General features: G+C 70.2%; 19 protein-coding genes. 10 read left to right on the forward strand and 9 right to left on the reverse strand.

The genetic code is table 11. The annotated features are described in order from the left end of the window. The first annotated feature begins 11 nt into the window (after positions 1-11). The 5 genes from AB1460_RS16395 to AB1460_RS16415 all read left to right on the forward strand — a co-directional run bounded on the left by AB1460_RS16395 (position 12) and on the right by AB1460_RS16415 (position 4,787). Positions 12-1,241: an RNA-guided endonuclease InsQ/TnpB family protein gene (locus AB1460_RS16395; protein ID WP_368962243.1), complete on the forward strand. Its 1,230-nt coding sequence runs from the start codon at positions 12-14 to the stop codon at positions 1,239-1,241. A 475-nt stretch (positions 1,242-1,716) separates the two neighbouring features. After that, positions 1,717-2,775 (forward strand): hypothetical protein, encoded by a 1,059-nt coding sequence (locus AB1460_RS16400; RefSeq protein ID WP_368962245.1) that lies wholly within the window; start codon positions 1,717-1,719, stop codon positions 2,773-2,775. Between the two features lie 97 nt (positions 2,776-2,872). Next, on the forward strand, positions 2,873-3,697 hold the full coding sequence (gene ddaH / locus AB1460_RS16405) for a dimethylargininase (RefSeq protein WP_420497287.1): 825 nt from the start codon (positions 2,873-2,875) through the stop codon (positions 3,695-3,697). Between the two features lie 5 nt (positions 3,698-3,702). Next, the gene (locus AB1460_RS16410) at positions 3,703-4,341 is read left to right on the forward strand and encodes a pyridoxamine 5'-phosphate oxidase family protein (protein ID WP_368962246.1); all 639 of its coding nucleotides are present in this window, start codon (positions 3,703-3,705) and stop codon (positions 4,339-4,341) included. A 50-nt stretch (positions 4,342-4,391) separates the two neighbouring features. Next, positions 4,392-4,787, forward strand: coding sequence for an NUDIX domain-containing protein (locus AB1460_RS16415; RefSeq protein ID WP_368962247.1), 396 nt, complete (start codon positions 4,392-4,394; stop codon positions 4,785-4,787). 59 nt (positions 4,788-4,846) lie between these two features. Here AB1460_RS16415 and AB1460_RS16420 read toward each other — a convergent pair whose 3' ends face one another. The 7 genes from AB1460_RS16420 to AB1460_RS16450 form a co-directional block, all read right to left on the reverse strand. Then, on the reverse strand, positions 4,847-5,881 hold the full coding sequence (locus AB1460_RS16420) for a dihydrodipicolinate reductase (RefSeq protein ID WP_368962249.1): 1,035 nt from the start codon (positions 5,879-5,881) through the stop codon (positions 4,847-4,849). 304 nt (positions 5,882-6,185) lie between these two features. Next, positions 6,186-6,821 (reverse strand): HNH endonuclease family protein, encoded by a 636-nt coding sequence (locus AB1460_RS16425; RefSeq protein WP_368962251.1) that lies wholly within the window; start codon positions 6,819-6,821, stop codon positions 6,186-6,188. A gap of 287 nt (positions 6,822-7,108) precedes the next feature. Then, positions 7,109-8,455 (reverse strand): ABC transporter ATP-binding protein, encoded by a 1,347-nt coding sequence (locus AB1460_RS16430; protein WP_368962253.1) that lies wholly within the window; start codon positions 8,453-8,455, stop codon positions 7,109-7,111. A gap of 4 nt (positions 8,456-8,459) precedes the next feature. Further along, the gene (locus tag AB1460_RS16435; protein ID WP_368962254.1) at positions 8,460-9,338 is read right to left on the reverse strand and encodes a carbohydrate ABC transporter permease; all 879 of its coding nucleotides are present in this window, start codon (positions 9,336-9,338) and stop codon (positions 8,460-8,462) included. Next, a complete protein-coding gene (locus tag AB1460_RS16440; protein WP_368962256.1) occupies positions 9,325-10,269 on the reverse strand; it encodes a carbohydrate ABC transporter permease in 945 nt (314 codons plus the stop codon). The genes AB1460_RS16435 and AB1460_RS16440 overlap by 14 nt, the downstream gene beginning before the upstream one ends. Positions 10,270-10,271: 2 nt before the next feature. Then, the gene (locus tag AB1460_RS16445) at positions 10,272-11,633 is read right to left on the reverse strand and encodes an ABC transporter substrate-binding protein (protein ID WP_368962257.1); all 1,362 of its coding nucleotides are present in this window, start codon (positions 11,631-11,633) and stop codon (positions 10,272-10,274) included. 321 nt (positions 11,634-11,954) lie between these two features. After that, entirely contained in the window at positions 11,955-13,373 is a 1,419-nt protein-coding gene (locus AB1460_RS16450) for an FAD-dependent oxidoreductase (RefSeq protein WP_420497289.1), read from the reverse strand. A gap of 490 nt (positions 13,374-13,863) precedes the next feature. Between AB1460_RS16450 and AB1460_RS16455 the strand changes: the two genes are divergently transcribed. The 3 genes from AB1460_RS16455 to AB1460_RS16465 all read left to right on the forward strand — a co-directional run bounded on the left by AB1460_RS16455 (position 13,864) and on the right by AB1460_RS16465 (position 17,365). After that, on the forward strand, positions 13,864-15,081 hold the full coding sequence (locus AB1460_RS16455; RefSeq protein ID WP_368962291.1) for a cytochrome P450: 1,218 nt from the start codon (positions 13,864-13,866) through the stop codon (positions 15,079-15,081). Positions 15,082-15,115: 34 nt separating this feature from the next. Next, a complete protein-coding gene (locus tag AB1460_RS16460; protein ID WP_368962259.1) occupies positions 15,116-16,390 on the forward strand; it encodes a cytochrome P450 in 1,275 nt (424 codons plus the stop codon). A gap of 144 nt (positions 16,391-16,534) precedes the next feature. Next, positions 16,535-17,365 carry a hypothetical protein gene (locus AB1460_RS16465; RefSeq protein ID WP_368962260.1) on the forward strand — a complete coding sequence of 277 codons (831 nt, stop codon included), beginning with the start codon at positions 16,535-16,537 and terminating at the stop codon, positions 17,363-17,365. A 95-nt stretch (positions 17,366-17,460) separates the two neighbouring features. Here AB1460_RS16465 and AB1460_RS16470 read toward each other — a convergent pair whose 3' ends face one another. Both AB1460_RS16470 and AB1460_RS16475 read right to left on the reverse strand, forming a co-directional pair. Next, the gene (locus tag AB1460_RS16470) at positions 17,461-18,069 is read right to left on the reverse strand and encodes a GNAT family N-acetyltransferase (RefSeq protein ID WP_368962261.1); all 609 of its coding nucleotides are present in this window, start codon (positions 18,067-18,069) and stop codon (positions 17,461-17,463) included. A 54-nt stretch (positions 18,070-18,123) separates the two neighbouring features. Continuing rightward, a complete protein-coding gene (locus AB1460_RS16475; protein ID WP_368962262.1) occupies positions 18,124-19,644 on the reverse strand; it encodes an NAD(P)/FAD-dependent oxidoreductase in 1,521 nt (506 codons plus the stop codon). 193 nt (positions 19,645-19,837) lie between these two features. On the opposite strand from AB1460_RS16475, the gene AB1460_RS16480 reads away from it, so the two are divergent. Next, the gene (locus AB1460_RS16480; protein WP_368962264.1) at positions 19,838-20,476 is read left to right on the forward strand and encodes a TetR/AcrR family transcriptional regulator; all 639 of its coding nucleotides are present in this window, start codon (positions 19,838-19,840) and stop codon (positions 20,474-20,476) included. 90 nt (positions 20,477-20,566) lie between these two features. Next, the gene (locus tag AB1460_RS16485) at positions 20,567-23,923 is read left to right on the forward strand and encodes an SNF2-related protein (protein ID WP_368962293.1); all 3,357 of its coding nucleotides are present in this window, start codon (positions 20,567-20,569) and stop codon (positions 23,921-23,923) included. Positions 23,924-23,927: the final 4 nt, after the last annotated feature.

Raw genomic sequence — 23,927 nt, forward strand, 5'->3', positions numbered from 1 at the left:
AGAATGGTCGTGTGCAGCTTCGGTACAACTACCGTCTCGACCCGTCGTCGGGTCAGATCGCGGCGTTGTCCCGGGTGTTCGGCTGTGCCCGGGTCGTGTTCAACGACGCGCTGAGGCTGCGGCAGGACGCCCGTGCGGCCGGGCTGCCCTCCATCTCGGACGGGGAACTGTCCCGCCGGGTCATCACCGAGGCGAAGCGGACCCCGGAGCGGGCGTGGCTCGGCGAGGTGTCCGCCGTGGTGCTCCAGCAGGCGCTGGCCGACCTGAACACCGCCTACCGGAACTTCTTCTCCTCGGTGTCCGGGAAGCGGAAGGGCCGGAAGGTCTCCCCGCCCCGGTTCCGGTCGCGGAAGGACAACCGGCAGGCGGTCCGGTTCACGAAGAACGCCCGCTTCACGGTCACAGCAGGGCGGAAGCTGCGCCTCCCGAAGATCGGGGACGTGGCGGTGCGCTGGTCGCGGGACCTGCCCGCCGCGCCTTCGTCGGTGACCGTGATCCGGGACGCGGCGGGCCGGTACTTCGCCTCGTTCGTCGTGCGGACGGCGGACGAGGCGTGGCCGCCGGTCGAGTCCGAGGTGGGTATCGATCTGGGTCTGACGCACTTCGCGGTCCTCTCGGACGGCACGAAGGTCACGTCGCCGACGTTCCCGCGCTGCGCGCACCGCACGCTGCGCCGGTTACAGAAAGACTTGTGCCGCAAGAAGAAGAGCAGCAGCAACCGACGGAAAGCCGTCGTCAAGGTGGCCCGCGCACACGCCCGGGTGGCCGACGCCCGGCGGGACTGGCAGCACAAACTCTCCACGGCGATCATCCGCGACAACCAAGCGGTCTACGTCGAGGATCTGTGCGTCACCGGTCTCGGTCGGACCCGGATGGCCCGGTCGGTGCACGACGCGGGCTGGTCCCAGTTCGTCGGCATGCTGGAGTACAAGGCCGCCCGGTACGGCAGGACGTTCGCCCGCGTCGACAGGTTCTTCCCGTCTTCGCAGGTGTGCTCGGCCTGCGGGGTGAAGGACGGGCCGAAGCCGCTGGACGTCCGGGGGTGGACCTGCCCGGCCTGCGGTACCGTCCACGACCGGGACGTCAACGCGGCCCGGAACATCAGAGCCGAGGGACGCAAGGTCGCCGCCGGGCAGGCGGAGACCGTAAACGCCCGGGGAGCGCAGGTAAGACCGGCACCCGTGCCGGCACCGCGCCGCGAAACGGGAACCCGCCAGAAGCTCACGCCCACAGCGGCGTAGCAGGCTGGAATCTCCACCCTTCAAGGTGGAGAGGATGTCAACGCCTCGTCTGGGAGATCGGCCATGCGGTGCACACGCCCCTCGATTTGCTTCCCGGAAGCCACGCCATGAACGAGGTGTTCGGTGCGGCGCTCAGCTGCCTGCGCTGGGAGATCAGCCTGGCCCCGTTCACCCGGGGCGGTCTCCACGCCATCGCGCCTGACACCATCGTCACGAACGACCATGCCGAGGTCCTGCTTGGCGCCCTGCGTCAGAAGCTCCCCGGGCACCCCTCCCGGTTGATGCCGCTGGTCCAGGGCGGGCCGGTTACGGCCCTGCCACTTACGGCCCTGTCGGCCCGCGCCGACACAAGGAGCTGCACCACCGAAACGCATTGCACTGCATCACACCGCACCGCACCGGTCGACACAGCACCGACATTTCACACACGTTTCTCCGGCGCTGTCGCGCCGGAACTCCCGTCCGGGGTGACTCTGTGGCACAGTTCGTCGTCCATCCCGACCGGCACCGCGAGTTCGGGAAACCCAGCGAGACGTTTCTTCTCATCACCCAGACCGACCGCGTCGACGATTTCGTGCTCGCCCCGAGCACCAGCTACCGGCATACCGCCATGGCGACGATCGAGGCCGGCGAACCGCTCGGCGCCGCGCTGAGCACGGGGCGCTGCCCGGAGAGCGCCGACATCTTCGTCGTCTGCCCGGACCGTTTCGTCGTCTCCCCCGAACCGGCGGTGCTCGGCCCCGGCCGGCGGCTGGTCGTCATGCCCTGCGGGTCGACCCCGGTGACCGACGCCCAGGTCGACTACTTCCTCACCACCGTCGAGAGCACCGACCCGGTGGCCCTCGAGGCCCGGGCGGACCGCCTGTTCGGCGCGCTCGGCGCGACGCCGTACGTGTGGCTCACCGCCTCGCAGGAGTCGACGTCCGCCACGTTCGGGATCTCGGCCGGCTACGCGTGGAACCAGCAGGCCGGGACGGTGGCGCCCGGTGGGCAGCAGATCGCGCCGGCCGGGGAGGCCAGTGCGGCGCCCACCACCCCGTACCACTTCGGCACCTCCCGGCGGCTCGACCTGAACGGGACCGTCACCCTGCTCGGCGCCCCGATCGTGCACCGCGGCGACGACCCGGACTGCGTCGACGAGCAGGCCGCCCTCTACAAGGATCTGGACGCGCTGCGCCAGAGCCCGGTGATCCTGACCTTCACCGACGGCGTGGTGACCGATGTCCGGGCGACCGCACCGGAGGGCAAGGGTGCGGTGGCCGCCCTGAACGATCTCTACGAGGCGGACGAGTACTACCGGGTGCTGTGGGAGTTCGGTATCGGGCTCAACCCGGTGCTACGCCAGCAGCCCGGCAACTGCGGCCTGAACCAGATGTTCGGTGCGACCAACGGGGTTGTCCACCTGGGCTTCGGCCTGCCTCCCACAACGCGCTACGCCCTCACGTTCACCTGCGTCGACACCGTCATGACGGACACGGAGGGCAACACCCTGGCCGGCCCCGTCCCCCCTCGCCGCCGGGGTCGACAGGCGTAGTCCGACTCACAGTCGTCCGGGCCGGCGAGGCACTTCGCGTGGCCGGCCGGCCGGTAAGAATGGGGCCAGCACACCCGAGGCAAGCCAGGAGGAAACCGTGCAGCGGACCGCCACCCGGCGTCACTACCTCATGGTCGAACCGAAGTATTTCGACGTCGAATACTCGATCAATCCCTGGATGCATCCCGAGGTACCGACGTATGCCAAGATCGCAGTCGAGCAGTGGGGGCGCCTGCGCGATCTCTACCTCGAGCTCGGGCACCGGGTGGACGTCCTGGAAGCACGCCCCGGGCTGCCGGACATGGTCTTCTCCGCCAATGGCGCGACCGTCGTGGACGGGCGGGTGCTGGTCGCGCGTTTCCGGCACCCGCAACGACGCCCCGAATCCGCGGCGTTCCTCGAATGGTTCGAAAAGCGGGGCGGGGAATTCGCCGAGGTCCGGCAGGCACAGTGGATGAATGAGGGCGAGGGTGACTGCCTGACCGTCGGGGAACGCATCCTGGCCGGTTCCGGCTTCCGGACCGCCATCGAGGCGCATGCGGAGCTCCACGAGTTCTTCGGGCGCCCGGTCGTCACCCTGACACTCACCGACCCGCGTTACTACCACCTCGACACAGCTCTCGCCGTTCTCGACGAGCAGACCATCATGTACAACCCGCAGGCCTTCACCGACGAGAGCCGGCGGCTGCTCGCGGAGCTCTACCCGGACGCCGTCACCGCGTCGGATGCCGACGCCGTGGCGTTCGGCCTGAACGCCGTCTCGGACGGACGGCACGTCGTCCTGCCGCGGGCCGCTGTCGGGGTGATCGCCGAGCTGCGCGAGCGTGGTTTCGAGCCGATCGGCCTCGACATGTCCGAGCTGCAGAAGGCCGGCGGCGGGCCGAAATGCTGCACCCTGGAGCTGCGCGGCGGGCCAGAATAAGCGTCGTGCTGCACCCCTCACGCGCCGTCGCGCGCGTCACCTACGACCGCGACGCCGCCCACGTCGTCCTTGACGAGGCGCTGACCTGCCACGTGGGTTTCGTGGTCGACGGCCGGCCGCATGTGATCCCCACACTGCACGTCCGGGTCGGGGAAACGCTGTATGTGCACGGATCGACCGGAGCAAGGCTCCTCGCGGCGGGGCGGTCCGCGGCACTTCCGGTGTGTGTGACGGTCTCCCTGCTCGACGGCCTCGTCCTCGCCCGGTCGGCCTTCCACCATTCGCTGAACTACCGCTCCGTCATCGTCCACGGTGACGCGCGGGCGGTCGTGGACGAGGACGAGAAGGCGCGCGTTCTCGCCGCCCTCGTGGACCGGGTCGGGGTCGGGCGGTCGGAGCAGTGCCGCCCCCCGACACCAAAGGAGCTGGCGGCGACGGCCGTCCTGGCGCTGGGCCTGGGCGACCCGTCGACAGATGTCGCGCTGAAGTCCCGCACCGGCCCGCCGACCGACGACCCGCCCGACCTGGACTCGGGCTACTGGGCCGGTGTCGTCCCCGTCCAGCTCACCGCCGGTGCCGCGGAGCCGGACTGTGACCTGCCCGTCCCCACCGGTCTCGCGCCGACGCTGGAAGCCCGCCGGTGACACGGCAGCCGGTGACGCCGCAGCCGGCCGGCGACACGGAAGATCCGCCCGTGTCGCAGCGGCAGGCGGTCGTCGCGGTGCTGCTCCGCGCCGGGCGGGTGCTCGTCATCGAACGCGGCCCGCTGGCCGCCCGGTCCGGGTTCTGGGCACCGCCCAGCGGGCGGATCGAGCCCGGCGAGACGCAGGCCGAGGCACTCGTCCGCGAGGTGGGGGAGGAGGTCGGGCTGACCGTCGTCGCCGGCGCCAAGGTCTGGGAGTGCGACACCGACGACGGCAGCTTCCGCCTGCACTGGTGGACGGCCCCGGCCGAGACCGGCGACCTCCGCCTCGACCCCGGCGAGGCCAGCGCCGCCCGCTGGGTGACGGCGGCGGAGTTCCGCACGCTGACACCCACCTTCGACGGCGACATCCCCTTCTTCGAAGAGGTTCTCCCGACCCTGCTGTGACGTCCCCACACCCCGGAGGGTGTCGCGGCGGAAAAGGAGGCTGATCTCAGGCGCCGGCCTCAGTGGAAGAGGCCGCGCGGCTTTCCCGGGGGGAGGTCGAGGTGCGTCTGGATACCTGGTGGGGCGGCGACGACGTCATGGATCATGTTGACGACCGACATGGCCGTCCAGGTCCGGCCTGCGTCGACCGAGCCGCCGGACGGCTTCGCCTCGACGGTGAGCGTGGTAACCGGCTCGCCGAGGAACTCGACGATGTACCGGCTCGCGCCATCGATGATCTCCGGGGTGAGGTCGTCCGCCATCTTCCACTTCGACTGGAAGACGATGGCGGGGCGCCCGTCGACGATCGCCTCCCAGCGGCGGCACATGCCCGCCACCTTGCCGGCCGGGATCACACCCGAGGCGACGGTGAGTTCCCTGTCGCTGACGGCAACGGTGAGGCCGCACTCGTACCGGTCGACCGTGAGGCCGAGACCCGTTGCCAGCAGGCCGATCGACTGGCTGTAGACGTCGAGGGCGAGCCGGTGCGTCCGGTGGGCCTCCTCCGGGTCGCGACCGAACCCGAAGGCGGTGAGCATGTCGCTCGCCGGCGCATCGCTGAAGTCGACAACCTCGGTCACGACCACCTGGTCGAGGCGGCTCTGCAGCCGGGAGCCGACGAGCGCGAGGATGTCGCCGGCGAAGCCCGGGTGGATGCCACCCGAGTGAAAACTGGTCCCGCCCGCCTGGCAGGCCGCCTGGAGGCGGACCGTCTGCTCGTCGTCCGGCCGCGGGAACGTGAAGCCGAGGGGCGTGACGACGTTCTTCCCGGAACGCAGGAGCGCCTCGAGGTCGTCGATATCCGGCTGTAACGGCGCGTAGTGCACGCAGTCGGCGTCGAGGGCGAGGAGCTTGTCCTTGTCCGTCGTGGCCGTGACACCGAGCGGGTCGATGCCGGCGAGCAGGCCCGCGTCCACACCGTCCTTGGCCGCGGAGGTCGTGTAGACGCCGGCCAGATCGAAGGTGGGATTGGCCGCGAAATGACGGATGGAGATCTGGCCGATATGGCCGGTGCACCACTGAACGACACGCACGGGACGCGACGAGGTGATCATTGGGATCGCCTCCTTCTCGAAAGGCTGGATCCGGAACGCGGGGCCCCGCGAACACGGCCATACCCCCGCGAACTTACCGAGGTGACGCCGCACCCGCTACCGGATACCCGGCGGACGGATACGAGTCCGCCGGCACGAGCCATTCATGTTCCGGACATGGCCGGCAAAATGCCCGGAGCCCCGCGTGACAACAAGCCGCGAGGTTCCGGGCATCTCAGAACCGAGCCGCCTCAGCCGGAGCCCGCCGCGGCGGAGCCCGCAACCGCGGGACCCACCGCGGCAGGGCCGGTCAGCGCGGAGCCGGTCAGCAGGTGCCGAGCATGCTCGTGAGGGCGGACTTCTCGGCACTGTCCACGGTCAGGGCGTAGTAGTACTTCACCTGGACCCAGGCGCGGGCGTAGGTGCACCGGAACGAGGAGAGCGACGGCTGCCACTCGGCCGGGTCCTTGTCGCCCTTGGACTGGTTGACGTTGTCGGTGACAGCCCACAGCTCGGGCCCGCCGAGGTCGTTGGCGTAGGTCTGGCGCTTCGAGGTGGTCCAGGCCCAGGCGCCGGAGGCCCACGCCTCCGCGAGCGGCACCATGTGGTCGATGTCGACGTCCGACGCCGCCGTCCAGGTGGCGCCGTCGTACGGGCTGTACCAGGAGCCGGACGTCGCCGCGCAGCTGCTGTTCACGACGACGCCGGAGCCGTCGCGCTTCAGCACCTGCTCCCGGGTGTTGCACGCCCCGGAGACGGTGATCCAGTGCGGGAACAGGTCACGGTCGTAGGTGGACGCGTGCGACTCGGCCGCGACGGTCAGCGAGTTGAGCCGGCTCAGCGCGGTGCTCGCCGACGGGATGTTCGGGGGCGTCGCGTTCGCCGGGACCACGGCGAACAGGACACCGACGAGTGCGGCGACCACGGCGACCGCGGCCGCCCTGACGGTGCGAGGGGTCACGACACGCTCCTGACCGGTTCCACCGTGGCCGGACGGATTTTCGGCACAAGGTCCGGAGAAACCTTCAGGAGAATCCCAGAGAAAAGCTTTCAGAAGGCAGACTAGAAGCAAATGATCAGGAAATCATCGACGCCGGAGAATAACTCTCGGAGAACGCGTTCCCCTGGAGCGCAAAACCCTGGTGAACCCTCGGCATAACGCCGGACGACAAGCCGCGCCGAGCCGCCGCCGACCCCGGCCGGATCTCCGCCCGGCCGGGGTCGGCGGCGGTCAGGGACCGGGTGCCGTCATGCGGCGGGGGTGGGGAGGCGCCGGCCGGTGCCGACGTCGAACAGGTGCAGGTCGGCGAGTGCGACACGGGCCCGTACCCGGTCGCCGAGGGCTGGCTGCCGGTCCCCCGCGCGCACGGTCACCGCCCACCGGCCGAAGTCTCCGGTGCAGTGCACGACGGCGGAGTCACCGGTGAACTCCACGACGTCCACCGCGCCCGTCACGACCAGCCCCGGGCCGCCTGCCGCTCCCCCGGAGGCAGCCGCTCCCCCGGACACCGGCGCTCCCCCAGGCACCGGCGTTCCCGTGGACGCCAGCTCGCCGGAGGACGACGGCTCGCCGGGCGCGGGCATCTCGAGGACGCCGTCACCCGGCCGCCAGCCGAGGCGGACGCGGTCCGGCACCCCGCCGCCGGCCAGCGTGCCGTCGCCAGAGAGCGCGCCACCGCCGGGGAGCAACCCGCGGAGGCGGCCGTCAGGCGACGTCCCGGCTGTCAGTTCGAGGCCGGCCGGGTGGGACGCCGCCGCCACCTCGTGCAGGTTCATCGCCGGGCTGCCGACGAAACCGGCGACGAAGACGTCCGCCGGGTGGCGGTAGACCTCGCCGGGTGTGCCGGACTGGACGACCTTCCCCCCGTTCATCACCACGAGGTTCGTGCCCATCGACAGCGCCTCGAGCTGGTCGTGCGTCACCAGCACGACGGTGTTGCCCAGCTCCCGGTGCAGCCGGATCAGTTCGGCGCGGGCGTGCTGGCGCAGCTGGGCGTCCAGGGCGGAGAGCGGCTCGTCCAGCAGCAGCACCTGTGGCCGGCGGACGATCGCGCGGGCCAGCCCGACCCGCTGGCGTTCGCCGCCGGAGAGCTGCCCGGGGCGCCGGCCGCGCAGCTTCTCCAGACCGAGCATGACGCAGGCCTCGGTGACCCGGCGGCCGATCTCCGCCCGGCTCGGGCCCGTGCGCCGGTTGTGCCTGGCCTCGAGCCGCAGGCTGAACGAGATGTTCTGCTCGACGGTCAGATGCGGGTAGAGCGCGAAGTCCTGGAAGACCATCGAGACGCCACGCTGGCCGGGCGGGGTGTGGGTGGCGTCGTCAGCGCCGATGGTCACCCGGCCGGTGTCCGGCGTCTCCAGACCGGCGATCACCCGCAGGCCGGTCGACTTGCCGCAGCCCGACGGACCGACGAGGACGGTGAAGGATCCGCGCGGCACCTCCAGCCGCGGGACGTCCAGCACGGTCTGCCTGCCGTACTTCTTGGTGACTCCTTCCAGCAGGACGCCGGGCACGGTGCCACCCTGTGCCTCTGGTCCGTCGGCGGAACCGATCGCGGAAGCCTCGACGGGATCAACGGCGGCCACGGTGGAGGTCACCACGTCACCGCAGCCCGGCCTGGAGGAAGGCGTCGGCGATGCGCCGGGACGCCAGCAGGTACGCCACGATGACGGGCACCGTGGCCAGCATCGCCGCGGCGAGCATGGGGCCGTGCTCAGGGCCCTCCGAGGTCTCGAACAACTGAAGTCCCATCTGGATGGTGGTGTGCTCCGGGCTCGGCGCGGCCAGCGACGGCCACAGGTACTCGTTCCAGGTCGTGATGAACACGACGATCCCGACGGCGCCGAGGGCCGGGCGCAGCAGCGGCAGGACGATGTGGCGGAGCGTCTCGAACGGGCTGGCGCCGTCGAGCGACGCGGCCGCGATCAGCGTCGGCGGGATCGAGCGGGTGTGTTCGCGCAGCAGCAGGACCGCCAGCGCGCAGTGGGAGAGCTGGGGGACGACGAGGCCGACGAAGGTGTCCCGCAGCCCGACCTCGGTGATCATCAGGAAGTGCGGGATGATCAGGGTCTGCGGCGGGACGACGAGGGCGACCGTGACCGCGGCGAGCAGCACCCCCTGGCCGCGGTGCGCGAAGCGTACGAACGACCAGGCCGCGAGCACACCGGCCACGAGGTGGAGAGCCGTCACCCCGATCGCGGTGACGAAGGTGTTGAGCAGCAGACGTCCGATGGGGAACTCGCGCAGCGCGTACCGGTAGTTCTCCAGCGTCCCGGGAAGCGGGAAGGGGCTGGAGCTGTAGACGTCGGTACCGGGCTTGAACGAGCCGGACAGCGCCCAGAGCAGCGGGAACAGCATGGCGAACGCGGCCAGGGCCAGCACGGTGTGCCGGGTCACCGCCGCGGCGCCGCCACCGCCGCCTGGACCACGGCCATCCGGGACACTGCTGTCGGGGACACTGCGGCCGTCACGACGTGACACGGCGCCTCCTCACCAGGGTCGACAGTCCGAACAGCGCGGTGAGGACCACCACGATCAGCACCGCGGCCGCCGCGCCCGTCCCGGCCTCGAAGAAGGTGAAGGCGTAGGCGTAGAGGCGGTAGTAGACGTTGTCGGTGCTGTTCGCCGGGCCGCCCTGGGTGAGCACCGCGATGTTCGTGAAGGTCCACTGCCCGGCGAAGACGGCGCAGAGGAACGCGAGCAGGGCGGTGGTGCCGACGAGCTGCGGGACCACCAGGTGGCGGGTGATCTCCCATTCGGTGGCGCCGTCGACGCGGGCGGCGTCGAACGCACGGCGGTCCAGCGCCGCGAGCGCCGCCCCGTACAGCAGGATGTTCAGCGCGACGAACCGGCTCGCGGTGATCAGCGAGATCGCCCAGATCGCGGTGTCGGGGTTCCCGAGCCAGTCCTGCTCGGGCAGGCCGACGGCGCCGAAGGTGCTGTTCACGACCCCGCCGAGGGGGTCGAGGATGAACCGCCAGGTGACCGCCGTCGCCACCGGCGCGAGGACGACGGGCATGAACAGCAGCGAGCGGTACCGGTCGCTGGCCTTCCCCGGGCGTTTCCACAGCATGATCGCCAGGGCCATCGGGAGGACCGTGGCGAAGGGCAGCAGGGCGAGCACGTACAGGCCCGTCCTGGCCAGAGCGCGCGGGAACTCGGGCTCCTCGACCAGCTGGCGGTAGTTGTCCACACCGACGAACGTCTTGTCCGGGGACGTCAGGTCCCAGTCCAGGACGCTGAGGACGGCGGTGAACACCAGCGGCCCGTACACCCAGACGACCAGCGCGATCAGGAGCGGGGCCTGGTAGGCCCAGGGCGTCAGTCGGGCGCGGACGACGGCGGCGGGAGCACGCTTCGTCGCGTGCCCCCGCGCTTCGAACGTCGAGGCGCCGGCCTCGAGGGTGGTCATGCTCAGGCGCCGAGCTTCCTGATCTTGTCGGCGACCGAGGAGAGGGTGGACGCCGGGTCCGCGTCACGCAGCACGATCGGTTCCACCGCCTCGTCCTGCAGGGTCACGACGGCCTGGTTCGCCTTCGATCCGGGGAACGAGGTGTAGGGCGTCACCGTGGCGAGCTGCTCGAGCGACGGCTGGAGGAGCCTGACGATGGGCTCGTCCGCCAGGCTGGTGGCGACGCTCTCCCTCAGCGGCAGGTAGCCGATCCCCGTCGTGATGATCTCGAAGCCGGCCTCGCTGGTGGCGAACTTGACGAACTCCCAGGCGGCGCGCTTGTGCTCGTCGTCCTTGGCCAGCACCGCGAGACCCGCGCCCGAGTAGGTGGGCTTGGCCGGCTTCGAGCCGAAGGTGGGGAAGCTGGACGTTCCCAGCTCGAACTTGCCCTCGGCCGCCTTCATCGCGCTCGCCAGCACGGAGCTGCTGGTGACGAGCATGCCGAGCCTGCCGCTGGTGAACGCCGCCAGCGCGGTCTCGGTGTTCACGGCCGGCATCGCGCCGGACTTCGTCAGATCCCGCAGCGCCGCGAGCGCGTCGACGGCCGGCCTGTCGTCGAGGGTGATCTCACCGCCCGCGTCGACGAGGCTCCCGCCGTTGCTGTTCACGACCGACTGGGTCATGAAGTCGGACTTCCCGGAGTCGACGACGCCGTAGTAGACACCCTCGGACCCGGTGGCCTTGATCCTGAGCGCGGCTGCCTTGACATCCGCGATGGTGGACGGCGGGTTGTTCGGGTCCAGGCCGGCGGCGCGGAAGAGGTCCGCGTTGTAGTACACGATCGGGATCGACATGGTGTACGGCATCGCCGTCACCGTGCCGTCGAACTCGGTCGCCGTGAGGATCTGGCTCGAGATACCGGCGACGTGCTCGTCCCACTCGGCTTTCGGCGGGATCTGCTCGACCGGAACGATCGGCAGCACGTCGACCGCCTCGGCCATCTTGCTCCAGCCGATCTGCGCGACGTCCGGCGGGCTGCCGGCGGCGGTGTCGGTGCGCAGCCGGGTGAGCACGTCCTTGGTGGCCACGCCCTGCGGCTCGACGGTGATGTTCGGGTGCGCCTTCTCGAAGGCGTCGATGAGGGCCTGGGTGCCGGTGCCACCCAGGCCGGGCGTCCCGAAGTTGTAGGAGAGGAACGTGATGGTGACCTTGGCGTCGCTCCCCAGGGGTGCCAGTCCGGCCGTGGTGGCCTCGCCGCCGGGAGCTGCGCCCGCGGAGCTGGTGGTGTCGTCGCCGCAGGCCGCGGCGCCGAACATAGAAAGGGCGGCGACCAGGGCGGGCAGCAGAAGCCGCCGCCCGCGTACGCGTCCTGTCCGGCCTGTCATTCTGTGACCTCTCCCACGTTGGAGCACTGTGACGTCTTCAGCCGGCCGGACACTGCCCACCGACCCCCCACATCCGTCTGGTGTCTCACCGGACGGATTCTCGTACCCCGCGTGACCGCGGCGGAGAATGCCAGGGAAACGCAGGGGGTGCAGCACCAGAACGTGCTGTTCAGGCCGCCGGCCAGGCCGGTCAGGCCGCCGGGAGCAATGGTGCCGTCAGAGATTCACGGGCGCAAACGTAGTTTTCGATCCGCCCATTGGTAATTCGAATCGGCGTCGGACCGACCGACCGTCGTGCGGTCGCCGGCCTCCCGCCCACGCTCACACGCCGGTGACCGGCACCCGGGCAGTCTCACCGGCGGGACGGGGGCGCGGTACCGGTGCGCTGGTCGCGAAGCCGTGGCGCAGGACGCGCGCCATCATCGCCGGGCGGAGAATGCTGGCCGGTGGTTCGACCAGGTTCGCGAGCCGCATGAATGCCCGGGCCACCACCGGATCGACATGCGCGGCGATGTGGGCGCGCCGCAGGTAGGCGTTCGTCAGCCTGACCCGCGCGGTGCGAGGACCCACCACACCCGGATAGTTCAGGTCCGCGTTGGTCGACATCCGCCAGGCGAGGTCGATCAGGGGCGCGGCCTCCTGGTGGAAACGCCGCGCCAGGTCGTCGCGGCCCGCGCGCAGACAGCGGCCGAGCACGTCGCTCTGCTGGGCCGCCACGGTCATTCCCTGGGCATAGACCGGGTTGAGGCTGCAGGCCGCGTCGCCGACGACGAGAAAGTTCCCGGGGGCATCGACCAGTGCCTCGTAGTGCCGGCGCAGCGAGCCCCGGAAACGGTGCGGAACGGGGTCGTCGAGCGGCTCCGCCACGGAGACGATCTGGTGGACGTCCGGGACGGGCAGGGTCGAGGCGAACATCCGGAAGCCGGCGTCGTCGAGCGGCGGATGGTCGCCGAGCATGCCGCCGAGGGTGACGTGCCAGCGGTCCCCCTCCAGCACGATGGCCCCGCCGCCCCGCCAGCCGGGCATGGTGGAGACGACCACGCCCAGGTCGCCGTCCAGGTGCTCCGGGTGCCGCCGGTAGGTGCGCGACGCGTAGCCGAGGTCGATGTCGATGCGCTCCTCGGCCGGCCGCGGACAGCCGAGGTCCGCGAGCCAGTCGGGCGCCCGGGACCCCCGCCCGGTCGCGTCCACAACCAGGTCGGCCTCGATCACCTCGACGCCGGCGCCCGCGCTCTGGACCCGCACACCGGCCACGCGCCGCGGGTCGCCCGGCGCCGCCACCAGCCCCAGCGCGGTGACGCGGGAGCGGAACGCGACGCCGGGCAGGGCCGCCGCGCGAGCCCGCAGCGTGCTCTCCAGCAGCGGCCGGCTGGCCAGGACCGTGGTCAGGCCGGTGGGGGTCGGATGCACCCGCAGGCCGCTGAGATACCACCGCGATCTGATCAGGACCTCGGTGGTCGGGGCGCCCAGGTCGGCGAGTTCCGCGGTCAGCCCGGGGAAGAGATCCTCGATGATGCGGCGCCCGCGTTCCATGAGCCCGTGCAGGTGGCGGCCCTGCGGAGCGCCCCGCCGCTGCTCGGCGCCGGGCAGGTCGTCGCGGTCCAGGACCGTCACCCGCTCGTAGCTGTCGGCGAGGACGCGGGCGGCGAGAACGCCGGCGAGGCTGGCGCCGATCACCACCGCGTGCCCGCTGCGGCCCGGGGCCACCGCCGGGTGCGGCCGCTGTTCGTCCTTCGGCACGCCGGCGGCCGGCGCGATGCCCGCCGATGCGGCGCTGGGCGGCGGAGCCGCCCGTTCTCCCGGACTACTGGTGTCTGCCACATCGTCCTCCCACGGCTGTCGCGGCCGGCCCGGCCGCCGCGGCCACGCGGCGGTTGGCGACGCCGGCCATCCGGGCGCGGCTCCGCGAGTATTCCGGGCGGAATGCTGCCCGCAGCACAATAAAAGCGTCAAGAAGCACTGCCGAACGTCAATCACTTTATGGGTATCGCCTATCGCTACACATCGGAACACCCGAAACCAAAGGTTGTCATCAGATTTCCCGCCCGTTCACCCTCCCGTTAATGACATGCACATCAATGACAGAAGTTCGATCCGCAGCCGGACCGATTTCATATCCGGGCCGCGCTTTTCTCGTGACGAAATCCGTCGACGCATCATCGACACCGAGCGTAGGAGGTTGCCAGTGACGACGTCAGCACCGTTGCCCGGCGCACCGGAAACAATCGACATGACGGAGAGCGTGCTTGCGCTCTTCGGCCAGGAGAGCCGGCCCGATCCCTATTCCCTCTGTCGGCGCCTGCGCGAGGCCGGGCCCCTTCACCGCACCCCGCTCGGCCTCTATCTGCTCACCCGGCACAGCGACTGCGTCACCGTCCTGCAGAACTCGTCCTGGAGCCATGCGGACGAGGCCGCCCAGCTGCACGGTGAGATCGCGGCCGACGAGGCGGCCGAGGAGCTGCCCACCTCGTTCCTGTGGATGGACCCGCCCGATCACACCCGGCTGCGTCGCCTCGTCGCGAAGGCCTTCACGCCGCGGCTGGTCGCGGGCCTGCGCCCCCGCATCGGGCAGCTGGTCGACCAGCTGATCGACAACGCGCTGGACGCCGGCGAGTTCGACCTGATCGAGACGATCGCCTACCCGCTGCCGCTCACCATCGTCTGCGAGCTCGTCGGGGTCCCGGCCAGTGACCATGCCATGGTGCAGCAGTGGTCGCAGTGGCTGGCCCGCGGCTTCGACCCGGAGGTCCTCCTACCCGAGCAGGCCCGCGCCGAGCGCAGCACGGCGTCCCGGGACTTCCAGGCGTACTTCCGCGCCCTGATCGACGAGCGCCGGCGCCGGCCACAGGACGACCTGCTCAGCGCGCTCGCCACGGTCGAGGACCAGGGCGACGTGCTGACCGGGGTGGAGCTGCTGACGTCCTGCGTGACCACGCTGGTGGCCGGCCACGAGACCACCGTGAACCTGGTCGGCAGCGGGATCCTCGCCCTGCTGCGCAGCCCCGACCAGATCCAGGTGCTGCGCGACCGGCCCGAGCTCATCCCGGCCGCCGTCGAGGAGCTCCTGCGCTACGACCCGCCCGTCCAGCTCACGACCCGGTCGGCGAAGGGGCCGCTCACGGTCGGCGATCACACCTTCGCCGACGGCGAGGGGGTCGTCGTCCTCATCAACGCGGCGAACCGCGACCCGGCGGCGTTCTCAGACCCCGACCGGCTGGACGTCACCCGGTTCCACCAGCGCACGCCGACCCCGCCGCACCAGCTCGCCTTCAGCCTCGGCATCCACTACTGCCTCGGTGCCCCCCTCGCACTGCTGGAGATGGAGCTTCTGCTCGAGCAGCTGCTGCGGCGGGTGCGGACGCTCGAACTCCGCACGGACGACCCTCCGTACAAGCCGAACATCGTCGTCCGCGGACTGGCCGCTCTTCCCATCGCCGTCCGCGGCTGACCGGAGACCCGATCGGATTTCCCAGGAGGCGCAGATGACCCTCTCTCAGCACAGCCCCGGGCTGGACGCCGAGGCGGTGACCCGGATCCTGCTGGACCTGTTCAGCCCCCAGCATCGCGCCGACCCCTATCCCCTGTTCACTCAGCTGCGCGAAGCCGGCCCGCTGCACGAAACCCCACTCGGGGTGTGGGTCGTGACCCGGCACGCCGCATGCACCGCCGTGCTGCAGAACCCTTCCTGGGGGCACAACCAGACTCCGGACGGCGCCTTCCGCGGCGGCGACTCCTTCCTTTTCATGAACCCGCCGGAGCACACGCGGCTACGGTCACTGGTCAGCCGGACCTTCACCCCCCGTATGATCACCGGGCTGGCCCCGCGCATCGAACAGCTCGTCGACGAGCTGTTGGACGCCATGGTCGACGCAGGTGACACCGACCTGATCACGGCGCTCGCCTACCCGCTGCCCATGACCATCGTGTGCGAACTTCTCGGTGTTCCCGCCGCCGACTATCCCGTCTTCCACACGTGGTCCATCGCCATCGCCCGCGGGCTGGACCCGGAATTCCTGCTCAGCCCGGAGGAGAAGACCGGCCGGGACGAGTCCACCGCCGCCTTCTACGAGTATTTCCGGGACCTTGCCCGCGCCCGGCGCGAGCACCCGGCGGCAGACCTGATCAGCGCGCTGGCCGCCGTTGACGAGAACGGCGACGGACTCACCGACACCGAGCTCCTCGGCACCGGGAACCTGCTGCTGAACGCCGGCCACGAAACGAGCGTGAACCTGATCGGGAACGGCCTGCTCGCCCTGCTGCGCCGCCCCGACCAGCTCGCCGCGCTGCACGCCGATCCGGACCTCATTCCCAGCGCCGTCCAGGAGCTCCTCCGCTTCGACGCGCCGATCCAGCTGATCCCCCGCGACGCCCTCACCGACCTCGAGCTCGCCGACCGGATCCTGCCGGCCGACACCGGGGTGGCGGTCCTGCTCGCCGCGGCGAACCGCGACCCGGCCGCCTACCCCGACCCGGACCGCCTCGACGTCACCCGCTTCCACCGGCGGCAGTCGCCGCCGCCCCGGCACCTCGCGTTCAGCCTGGGCGTCCACTTCTGCCTCGGCGCCGGGCTCGCCCTCCTGGAGATGGAGATCCTGCTCCGGCGGCTGATCGAGCGTGAAATCACCCTGGACCTGCGCACCGACCAACCGGACTACAAACCGAACGTCATCCTCCGAGGCCCTGAAAGCCTCCCCGTCTCGGTGCGGCAGCGGTGCCCATGGAACGCAGGCACCGTCACTCCCTCGACCGCCAACTGACCGATGTTTTCGCCGGCCACGCCGGCCAGCCGCTCGGACAATCGCCCCGCATCTGCCGATTCGGGTCACCTGCATGGGTCTGCTGTGATTGGGTCTACCGTGGACACTCTGCCCTGAATCCCTTCCCCGCTCCCGGAGGACGCCATGGTCGTCGAAATAGACCTCAGCGAGGACGAGTATGGTTCAGGATTTTCCCAGCAGGCCTGCAACGAGCGCGAACAGAATCCGATATCGCCCCAGCGCAACATAGCAACCTTCCACCTCGTTCCGCGCCCGGACCTGACAGGAACAAAGGCCCCCGGAAACCCGTACACGATCACTCGGGCAAGCACCGGCATCGGCGTGTACGAGGTAGTTTCTGGTCGCCGCATAGAAACGGAGGTGAAAATAAACATCAGCCATTCGGAAAGTCAGATCATCTACCAGGACCTGAAAGAAAAAATTGGTGCCGATGGCCAGTTCCCCAAAGGCTACGTCATCGACTGGATCTACACCGAGCGCCCCGCCTGCCCAGACCCCTACCTATCAGGAAGAAAAATACACGACGGCTGCCTGACCGAGATCACCAAACTCGAACGCCTTCAGAGTGAGCGGAGATGGGACGTCGGGACGAATCCGGACATGAATCCCTACGCCTATCGAAATGATCTTGGCATCAAAGTCTACAGCAGCTTCACCAGCTCGACCGCGATCTCCACCGCCACGAACCTGGCTCCTGTCCGCCACGAAATCAAACATCAGCTTTTCCGGAAGCTGATCGACCTCTACCAGAAAAGCTACGACGCCGCCGATGCGGGAAGCGAGGAATACGACCACTCCTATCGAGACGAACAGCTTCCCCGGGACACCTGGAATCTCGTCGAAACGACCCTTCCAAGGTGGACGTCACAAGACACGGGAGTGACCAGTGAGGTATTCCACCAGCTGCTCCAGAGCGCAGCCGACGCCCTCCTCAGACAGGAACGCAACAAGTAGCTGCTGATGCCACAACGGCACCGCAAAAAAGCCGGCGACCCACCGGATCAGCCCAGGACTCACAGAACGAGGCGGCGGCCGCGGCCGCCATCGGCTCAATCGCTTCCCGACGTCGGCGGCGACCACGGGGAGAAGGCGCGTTCCCCGTAGCCCACGTCCGCGGCAGCGGCCGTCTCGTCCAGGGTCAGCAGCATCGGCACGTACACCTTCACCACCGGATCGTCCGTCACCGGCTCCGGACCGCCGACCGTCACAAACCCGTGCCGGCCGTACATCCGGCGGGCCGGGACGTTCGTCGGCACGACCCACAGCCGGACCCCGGCCGCACCGGCCGAGCGGGCCCAGTCCAGCGACGCCGTCACCAGCGCGTCCGAGACGCCCGAGCCACGGGCCGCGGGCGCCACCCACATCGCCGCCAACTCGCGAAGGTCCCGCGCCGCGGAGGGGGTGTGCGCCGACACCGAACCGACCACCAGGCCGTCCCGCTCGGCCAGGAACGTCGCATCGGCGTCCCCGGACGCGCCGAGCCGTGCTCGTACTTCCCAGTCGGCCGCCGGCCGGGCCACCTCGTCGTCGTAGGTGCGCCAGAACGCCTCCGGGGCGTCGGCCAGCGCCGCGAGCCGGACCTCCCGCAGCACGCCCGCGTCATCCGCCCGGATCCGCCGCACCCACACGCCCCCGGCCCGGGCCCCCGAACGAGTCATCTCCACCGAGTCTGCCAGCCCGGACGTTCGGCGGAGAACCCGACGAACCAGGCCCTACCCGTCTCGCCGCGGGATGACGGGCGCGTCGCGGCCGGTTCCCGTGGTGCCCCGGGAATCTCCCGTCGTTTCGGCAGCGCCCTTCTCCTCGTGATACTCCTGTTCCACATTGACGGTCCACACGTCGTGCCCCGAGCCGTCCAGAATGTTCTCGACGGTGAGCATCGCGGTCAGCATCGAGTGGTCGGCATTGTTGTAGCGGTGCATGCCGTTACGCCCCACCGGGTGGACATTGGGCGTGTTCTCCTCCAGCCAGCGTCGCATCAGGTCGACGTTGCGGCGGTAGAACTGGTCGTACGTCGGATATGCCTTGGGCACCCGCACCACATAGCCGGCCTCCACCGCACCCCGTCGGACCAGGCCGAGGGTCTCCAGTTCCGCGGCACCCAGGGCGACCAGGTCCTGGTCCGGCATCGTCCACATCTCGTCGCCCTCGAAGACGAAGAACTCCAGGCCGAGGCAGGTGCGCCCCTGTTTCACCAGGTACGGTGACCATGATCCGTAGTTCTGGATACGGCCGACCCGCACACCGGGGTCGTGGATGTAGATCCAGTTGTCCGGAAAGCTGAACTCCTGCGGCACGACCAGGGCAACCGTCAGGTAGTCGCGGTAACGCAGGTCGTTCGCGGCCTCCAGCACCTCGGCCGGCGGGGGCGGATCCATGCGGGCAAGCAGCGCGGACATCGGCATGGAGGAGATCACCTCGTCGGCCGGCACCCGATCCGGCCCCCCGGCCGCAGAGGTGGAGGTGGAGGCGACAGAGACGGCGACGGCCCGCCCGTCCGCCCGATGGATCGTCGTCACGGCCGAATTCAGGACGACGCCCGCGCCCATCTTCTCAGCCTTGCGGGCGGCCTCCTCCCACATCATGCCGGGCCCGTACTTCGGGTAGCGGAACTCCTCGATAAGACTGGTGATCTTCTTCTCGTTCCGCTTCGGCAGGACCGCGTTGACGATCGCCGAGGAGAGGGAGAGGTTCTTGACCCGCTGAGCGGCCCAGTCGGCGGGCATCTCACTCACCGGAATCCCCCACAGCTTCTCCGTGTAGGTCTTGAAGAACGTCCGGTACAGGCGCCACCCGAACCGGGCGACCAGCCACGACTCGTAGTTTGCGTCCGGGTCCTTCGGCGGGCGCGCACGGGCGTACAGATACGAGCCGATCGCGAGAGCTGCCTCACATGGCCCCAGGTTTCGCAGAGCATTCAACGCCCGCAGCGGATAATCGTACAGCCTGCCCTGGTAGTAGATCCGGCTCATGCGTGGACGGAGCAGAAAATCCTCTTCGGGCAGGATCTCGTTCCAGAGCCTCTCGACCGCCGAGACCTTGGTGAAGAAGCGGTGCCCTCCTATGTCGAACCGCCACCCGTCCCGCACGACGGTACGGCTGATCCCGCCAACGACGTCGTCGGCCTCGAAGACCGTCACCGGAGCTCCGCGGGCGGCGAGCTGGTAGGCGGCGGTCAGCCCGGCCGGACCGGCGCCGATGACAACCGTGTGCGGACGCTCGGATTCGGACACATCGTCTCCTTCGTCAGGTGGCGGCCAGCCCCGCGGGGCCGCCACCCTCAGCAGGCTCTCGTCAGATTTTTGGACGGGACTGCCTAAAAGTTTAGACAGACATGTCCATGACTAGGGTGAAGGGGTGTCCGCGAGAGCTCCAGAGCCGCCACGGACACCCACGCGAGGCCGGCCCGCCAAGCGGGAGGCGATCATGTCGGCGGCGCTGGACCTGTTCGTCCGCCAGGGCTACGCGGCCACCACGCTCGAAGACGTCGCCGCGGCGACACCGGTCTCCCGCCAGACCGTCTACAACCACTTCGGCGACAAGGAGACGCTGTTTCTCAGCGTCATCGACACACACCTCATCGCAACGCTGGACACCCTGCGTGAGGCGACGTCCCACTTCCCCAGCCGCCTGCCGGACCCCGAGGTCTACCTGAACGACCTGGCACGCCAGGTCGTGGCGACCTTCCTGCACCCGCGCACCGCCGCGCTGCGCCTGCTGCTCCAGACCGAGGGCCCGCGACATCCCCAGCTGATGCGGCTCTGGCGGCAACGCGTCGCCGCGCCGGTCTGGTCCGAGCTGGTCGGTCAACTCGCTCGCCTCGCCCACGGCGGAGCACTGAGCATCGACGACCCGGCCCGCGCCGCCGGCCACTTCATCGCGCTCGTCAACGGAACCGTCTGGGAGATGACCGAACTCGGTACGTTCGCCGTCTACCACCCACCCGCGCTCGACGACCCGGCTCTCGACACGGCCCTGCGTTCCGCGGTCGGGCTGTTCGTCCGCGGCTACGCCCATGCAGCACCTTCGCGAGGGACGTCGGGGTCGCGAGGGACGCCGGGGTGACGCCCCGACGGCGCCGCATCCTGTCGATGTTCGTGGTCTCCGTCGTATCAGGACGAAGACCCGGGACGGGGCACTGTTAGCGTCGTGGCCATGCTGCCCACCGAGCTGCAGAGCGTCGACCGGAGTGACCTGCGTGCCACCGTGGGCGATGTCACCTACCGGCGGGGCGTGCAGTACGCGCAGCAGGGCTCCGTGATCGAGCTCTCCTGGCGGTCGGCGGGGAACGCGCTCCACGGCCGGGTGGCGGGAAGCCACGGAGAACGTTATGTGACCACGGTGTACTTCACCATCCTCACCGCTCGCGGGCCGTGGTGCTTCGACGACTCGCAGTGCAGCTGCCCGGTGGGTGTCGACTGCAAGCACGCCGTGGCGCTCGTGCTGGCGGCGGTCGAGCAGGCCGCGAAGCCCTCCCCGTCCCGGCGGGCCGCCACCGGGGCGTCACGGGGCTGGGCCTCGTCGCTGTCGGACCTGTTGCGCGATCACTCGGCGCAGGACGAGACCCACGGGGCGACGCCGCTCGCCGTCGAGCTGACCCTGTCCGCCGAGACGCCGGGAGGCAGGTCGGGGCGTGGCCGGCCGGCACTGGGCGTGCTCGCCCGGCTGGTGAAACCCGGGAAGACGACCTGGGTCAACGCGCTTTCCTGGTCGAAGCTGAACTCGCCCCACAGCCACTACCAGCGGGAGTCCTACGTCGAGGCGCACGTGCGGATCCTGCGCGAGATGTACGCCGTCTACCTGGCCGGCCAGGAGGACACCGGCTACGGCGCCTACTCCTACGGCGACGAGAAGTACCTCGACTTCAGCGGGTTCGCGAGTCCCCGGCTGTGGCCGCTGCTCGACGAGCTCGCCGCGGCCGGGGTGCGGCTGGTGCACGGGCGCAGGCGGCTCGGCGACATCGAGCCGTACGGCTCCGCCGAGCTGTGCCTGGACGTCACCGGCTCCTCGCCGCCGGCCGCGCTCACGGTCGGTCCGCTGCTGACGATGGCCGACTCGGGCGCGGCCGTCGCGCCGTTCGCGTTCATCGGCGATCACGGGGTCGTCGGGGTCGACCGGGCGGAGATCGCGGCGTCGGACCGCCCGGAGGACTGGCACCTCCGGCTGGCCCGGCTGACCGCGCCCGTGCCGGCGGCCCTGTCCCGGATGGCGGTGGAGAACAAAAGCCTACGGATCCCCGCGACGGGGCGGGAACGGTTCGTCGCCGAGTTCTACCCCGGTCTGCGCCGGCTGGCCCGGGTCGTCTCCAGCGACGGCTCCTTCGAGCCGCCGGTGATCGCGCCGCCGGTCCTGGTCGCGCGCGCTGACTTCGGGCCCGGACACACCGTCGACATCGGCTGGGAGTGGGACTACACGGTCGGCGGCACGCGGCTGCGGGCACCGCTGCACGACGACCACGACGATGCCGGCAGCAGTGCTGGCGGCGGTGGCGGCGGGGTCGCCCGGTACCGCGACCCCGCCGCCGAGGCCGACATCCTCGCCGGCCTGAACCTGCCGGCCGCGGCCGGGCAGCTGCTCGCCGCGGTCGACCCGGCCTCGCCGGTCCGGCTCAGCGGCGTCGAGACGATGCGGTTCGCCACCGAGCTGCTCCCGGCACTGAACGCCCACGACGGCGTCACCGTCGAGGTCGGTGGGCGTCCCGTCGACTACCGCGAGGTCGGCGACGAGCTGCGGATCGAGGTCTCCACGGACGCGGTGCCGGGCGACCCGGACTGGTTCGACCTCGGCGTCGCCGTCACCCTTGACGGACGCGAGCTGCCGTTCACGGCGATTCTGACGGCCCTGAGCAGGCAGGAGTCGCACCTGCTGCTCGACGACGGCACCTACTTCAGCCTGGACCGGCCGGAGCTGGTGAGCCTGCGCCGTCTGGTCGAGGAGGCGAAGGCACTGCAGGACGCCCCCGGCGGGCCGCTGCGCATCAGCCGCTTCCAGGCCGGGCTGTGGGAGGAGCTCGTCAGCATCGGCGTCGTCGTCCGCCAGGCGGCGCAGTGGCGCCGGCAGGTGACCGGCCTGCTGGAGCTGCACACCGCCGGCGCGCAGGAGGCGCCGGGCACACTGCGCGCCGATCTGCGGCCCTACCAGGCCGACGGCTTCCGCTGGCTGAGCTTCCTGTGGGACTGCCGGCTCGGCGGCATCCTCGCCGACGACATGGGCCTGGGCAAGACGGTGCAGTCCCTCGCGCTGATCTGCCACGCCCGCCGGGCCGACCCGGAGCTCCCGCCGTTCCTCATCGTCGCGCCGACGAGCGTGGTGACGAACTGGGCCGCCGAAGCCGCCCGGTTCGCGCCCTCGCTGCGGGTCGCCGTCGTCAGCGACACGCTGCGCCGCCGCGGGGAGACCCTCGCCGAGATCATCGCCGCCGCCGATGTGGTCGTGACGTCCTACACGCTGTTCCGGCTCGACATCGACGACTATGCGGCCGGGGCCTGGGCCGGTCTGATCCTCGACGAGGCGCAGACCGTCAAGAACCATCAGGCCAAGGCCTACCAGTGCGCGCGCCTGTTGCCGGCGCCGTTCAAGCTGGCGGTCACCGGGACCCCGATGGAGAACAACGTCATGGAGCTGTGGTCACTGTTGTCGATCACCGCGCCGGGCCTGTTCCCGAACCGGACCCGGTTCCACGACTACTTCGCCCGCCCGATCGAGAAACAGGGCGATGCGGAGCGCCTGGCACAGCTGCGGCGCCGGATCCGGCCGCTGATGATCCGGCGGACGAAGGAGCAGGTCGCCCCAGAGCTCCCCGAGAAGCAGGAGCAGATCCTCGACGTCGACCTGCACCCCCGCCACCGCCGGATCTACCAGACCCACCTGCAGCGCGAACGCCAGAAGGTGCTGGGCCTGATCGGCGACATGAACCGCAACCGGTTCACCATCCTGCGTTCGCTCACCGCGCTGCGGCAGCTCAGCCTGCACGCCGGGCTCGTCGACGACGCCCACGACGACCTTCCCAGCGCCAAGATCGACGTCCTGCTCGAACAGCTGCGGGACGTCGCCGACGGCGGGCACCGGGCGCTCGTCTTCAGCCAGTTCACCCGTTTCCTCGGCCGGGTCCAGGAGGCGCTCGACGCCGACGGCATCGAACACTGCTACCTGGACGGCGCGACCCGCGACCGGGCCGCGGTCCTGCGCCGCTTCAAGGAGGGGCAGGCCCCGGTCTTCCTGATCAGCCTCAAGGCCGGCGGCTCCGGGCTGAACCTGACCGAGGCCGACTACTGCTTCCTGCTCGACCCGTGGTGGAACCCGGCCACCGAGGCCCAGGCGGTCGACCGCACGCACCGGATCGGGCAGACCCGCAACGTCATGGTGTACCGGCTGGTCGCCAGGGACACCATCGAGGAGAAGGTCATGGCTCTGAAGGCCCGCAAGGCCGGCCTGTTCTCCGGCGTCATGGACAGCGGCGACTTCACCGGCACCGCACTGGACGCCGACGACATCCGCGAACTGCTCTCCTGAACAC

The sequence above is a fragment of the Parafrankia sp. FMc2 genome, from assembly GCF_041008525.1.
GTDB lineage: Bacteria > Actinomycetota > Actinomycetes > Frankiales > Frankiaceae > Parafrankia.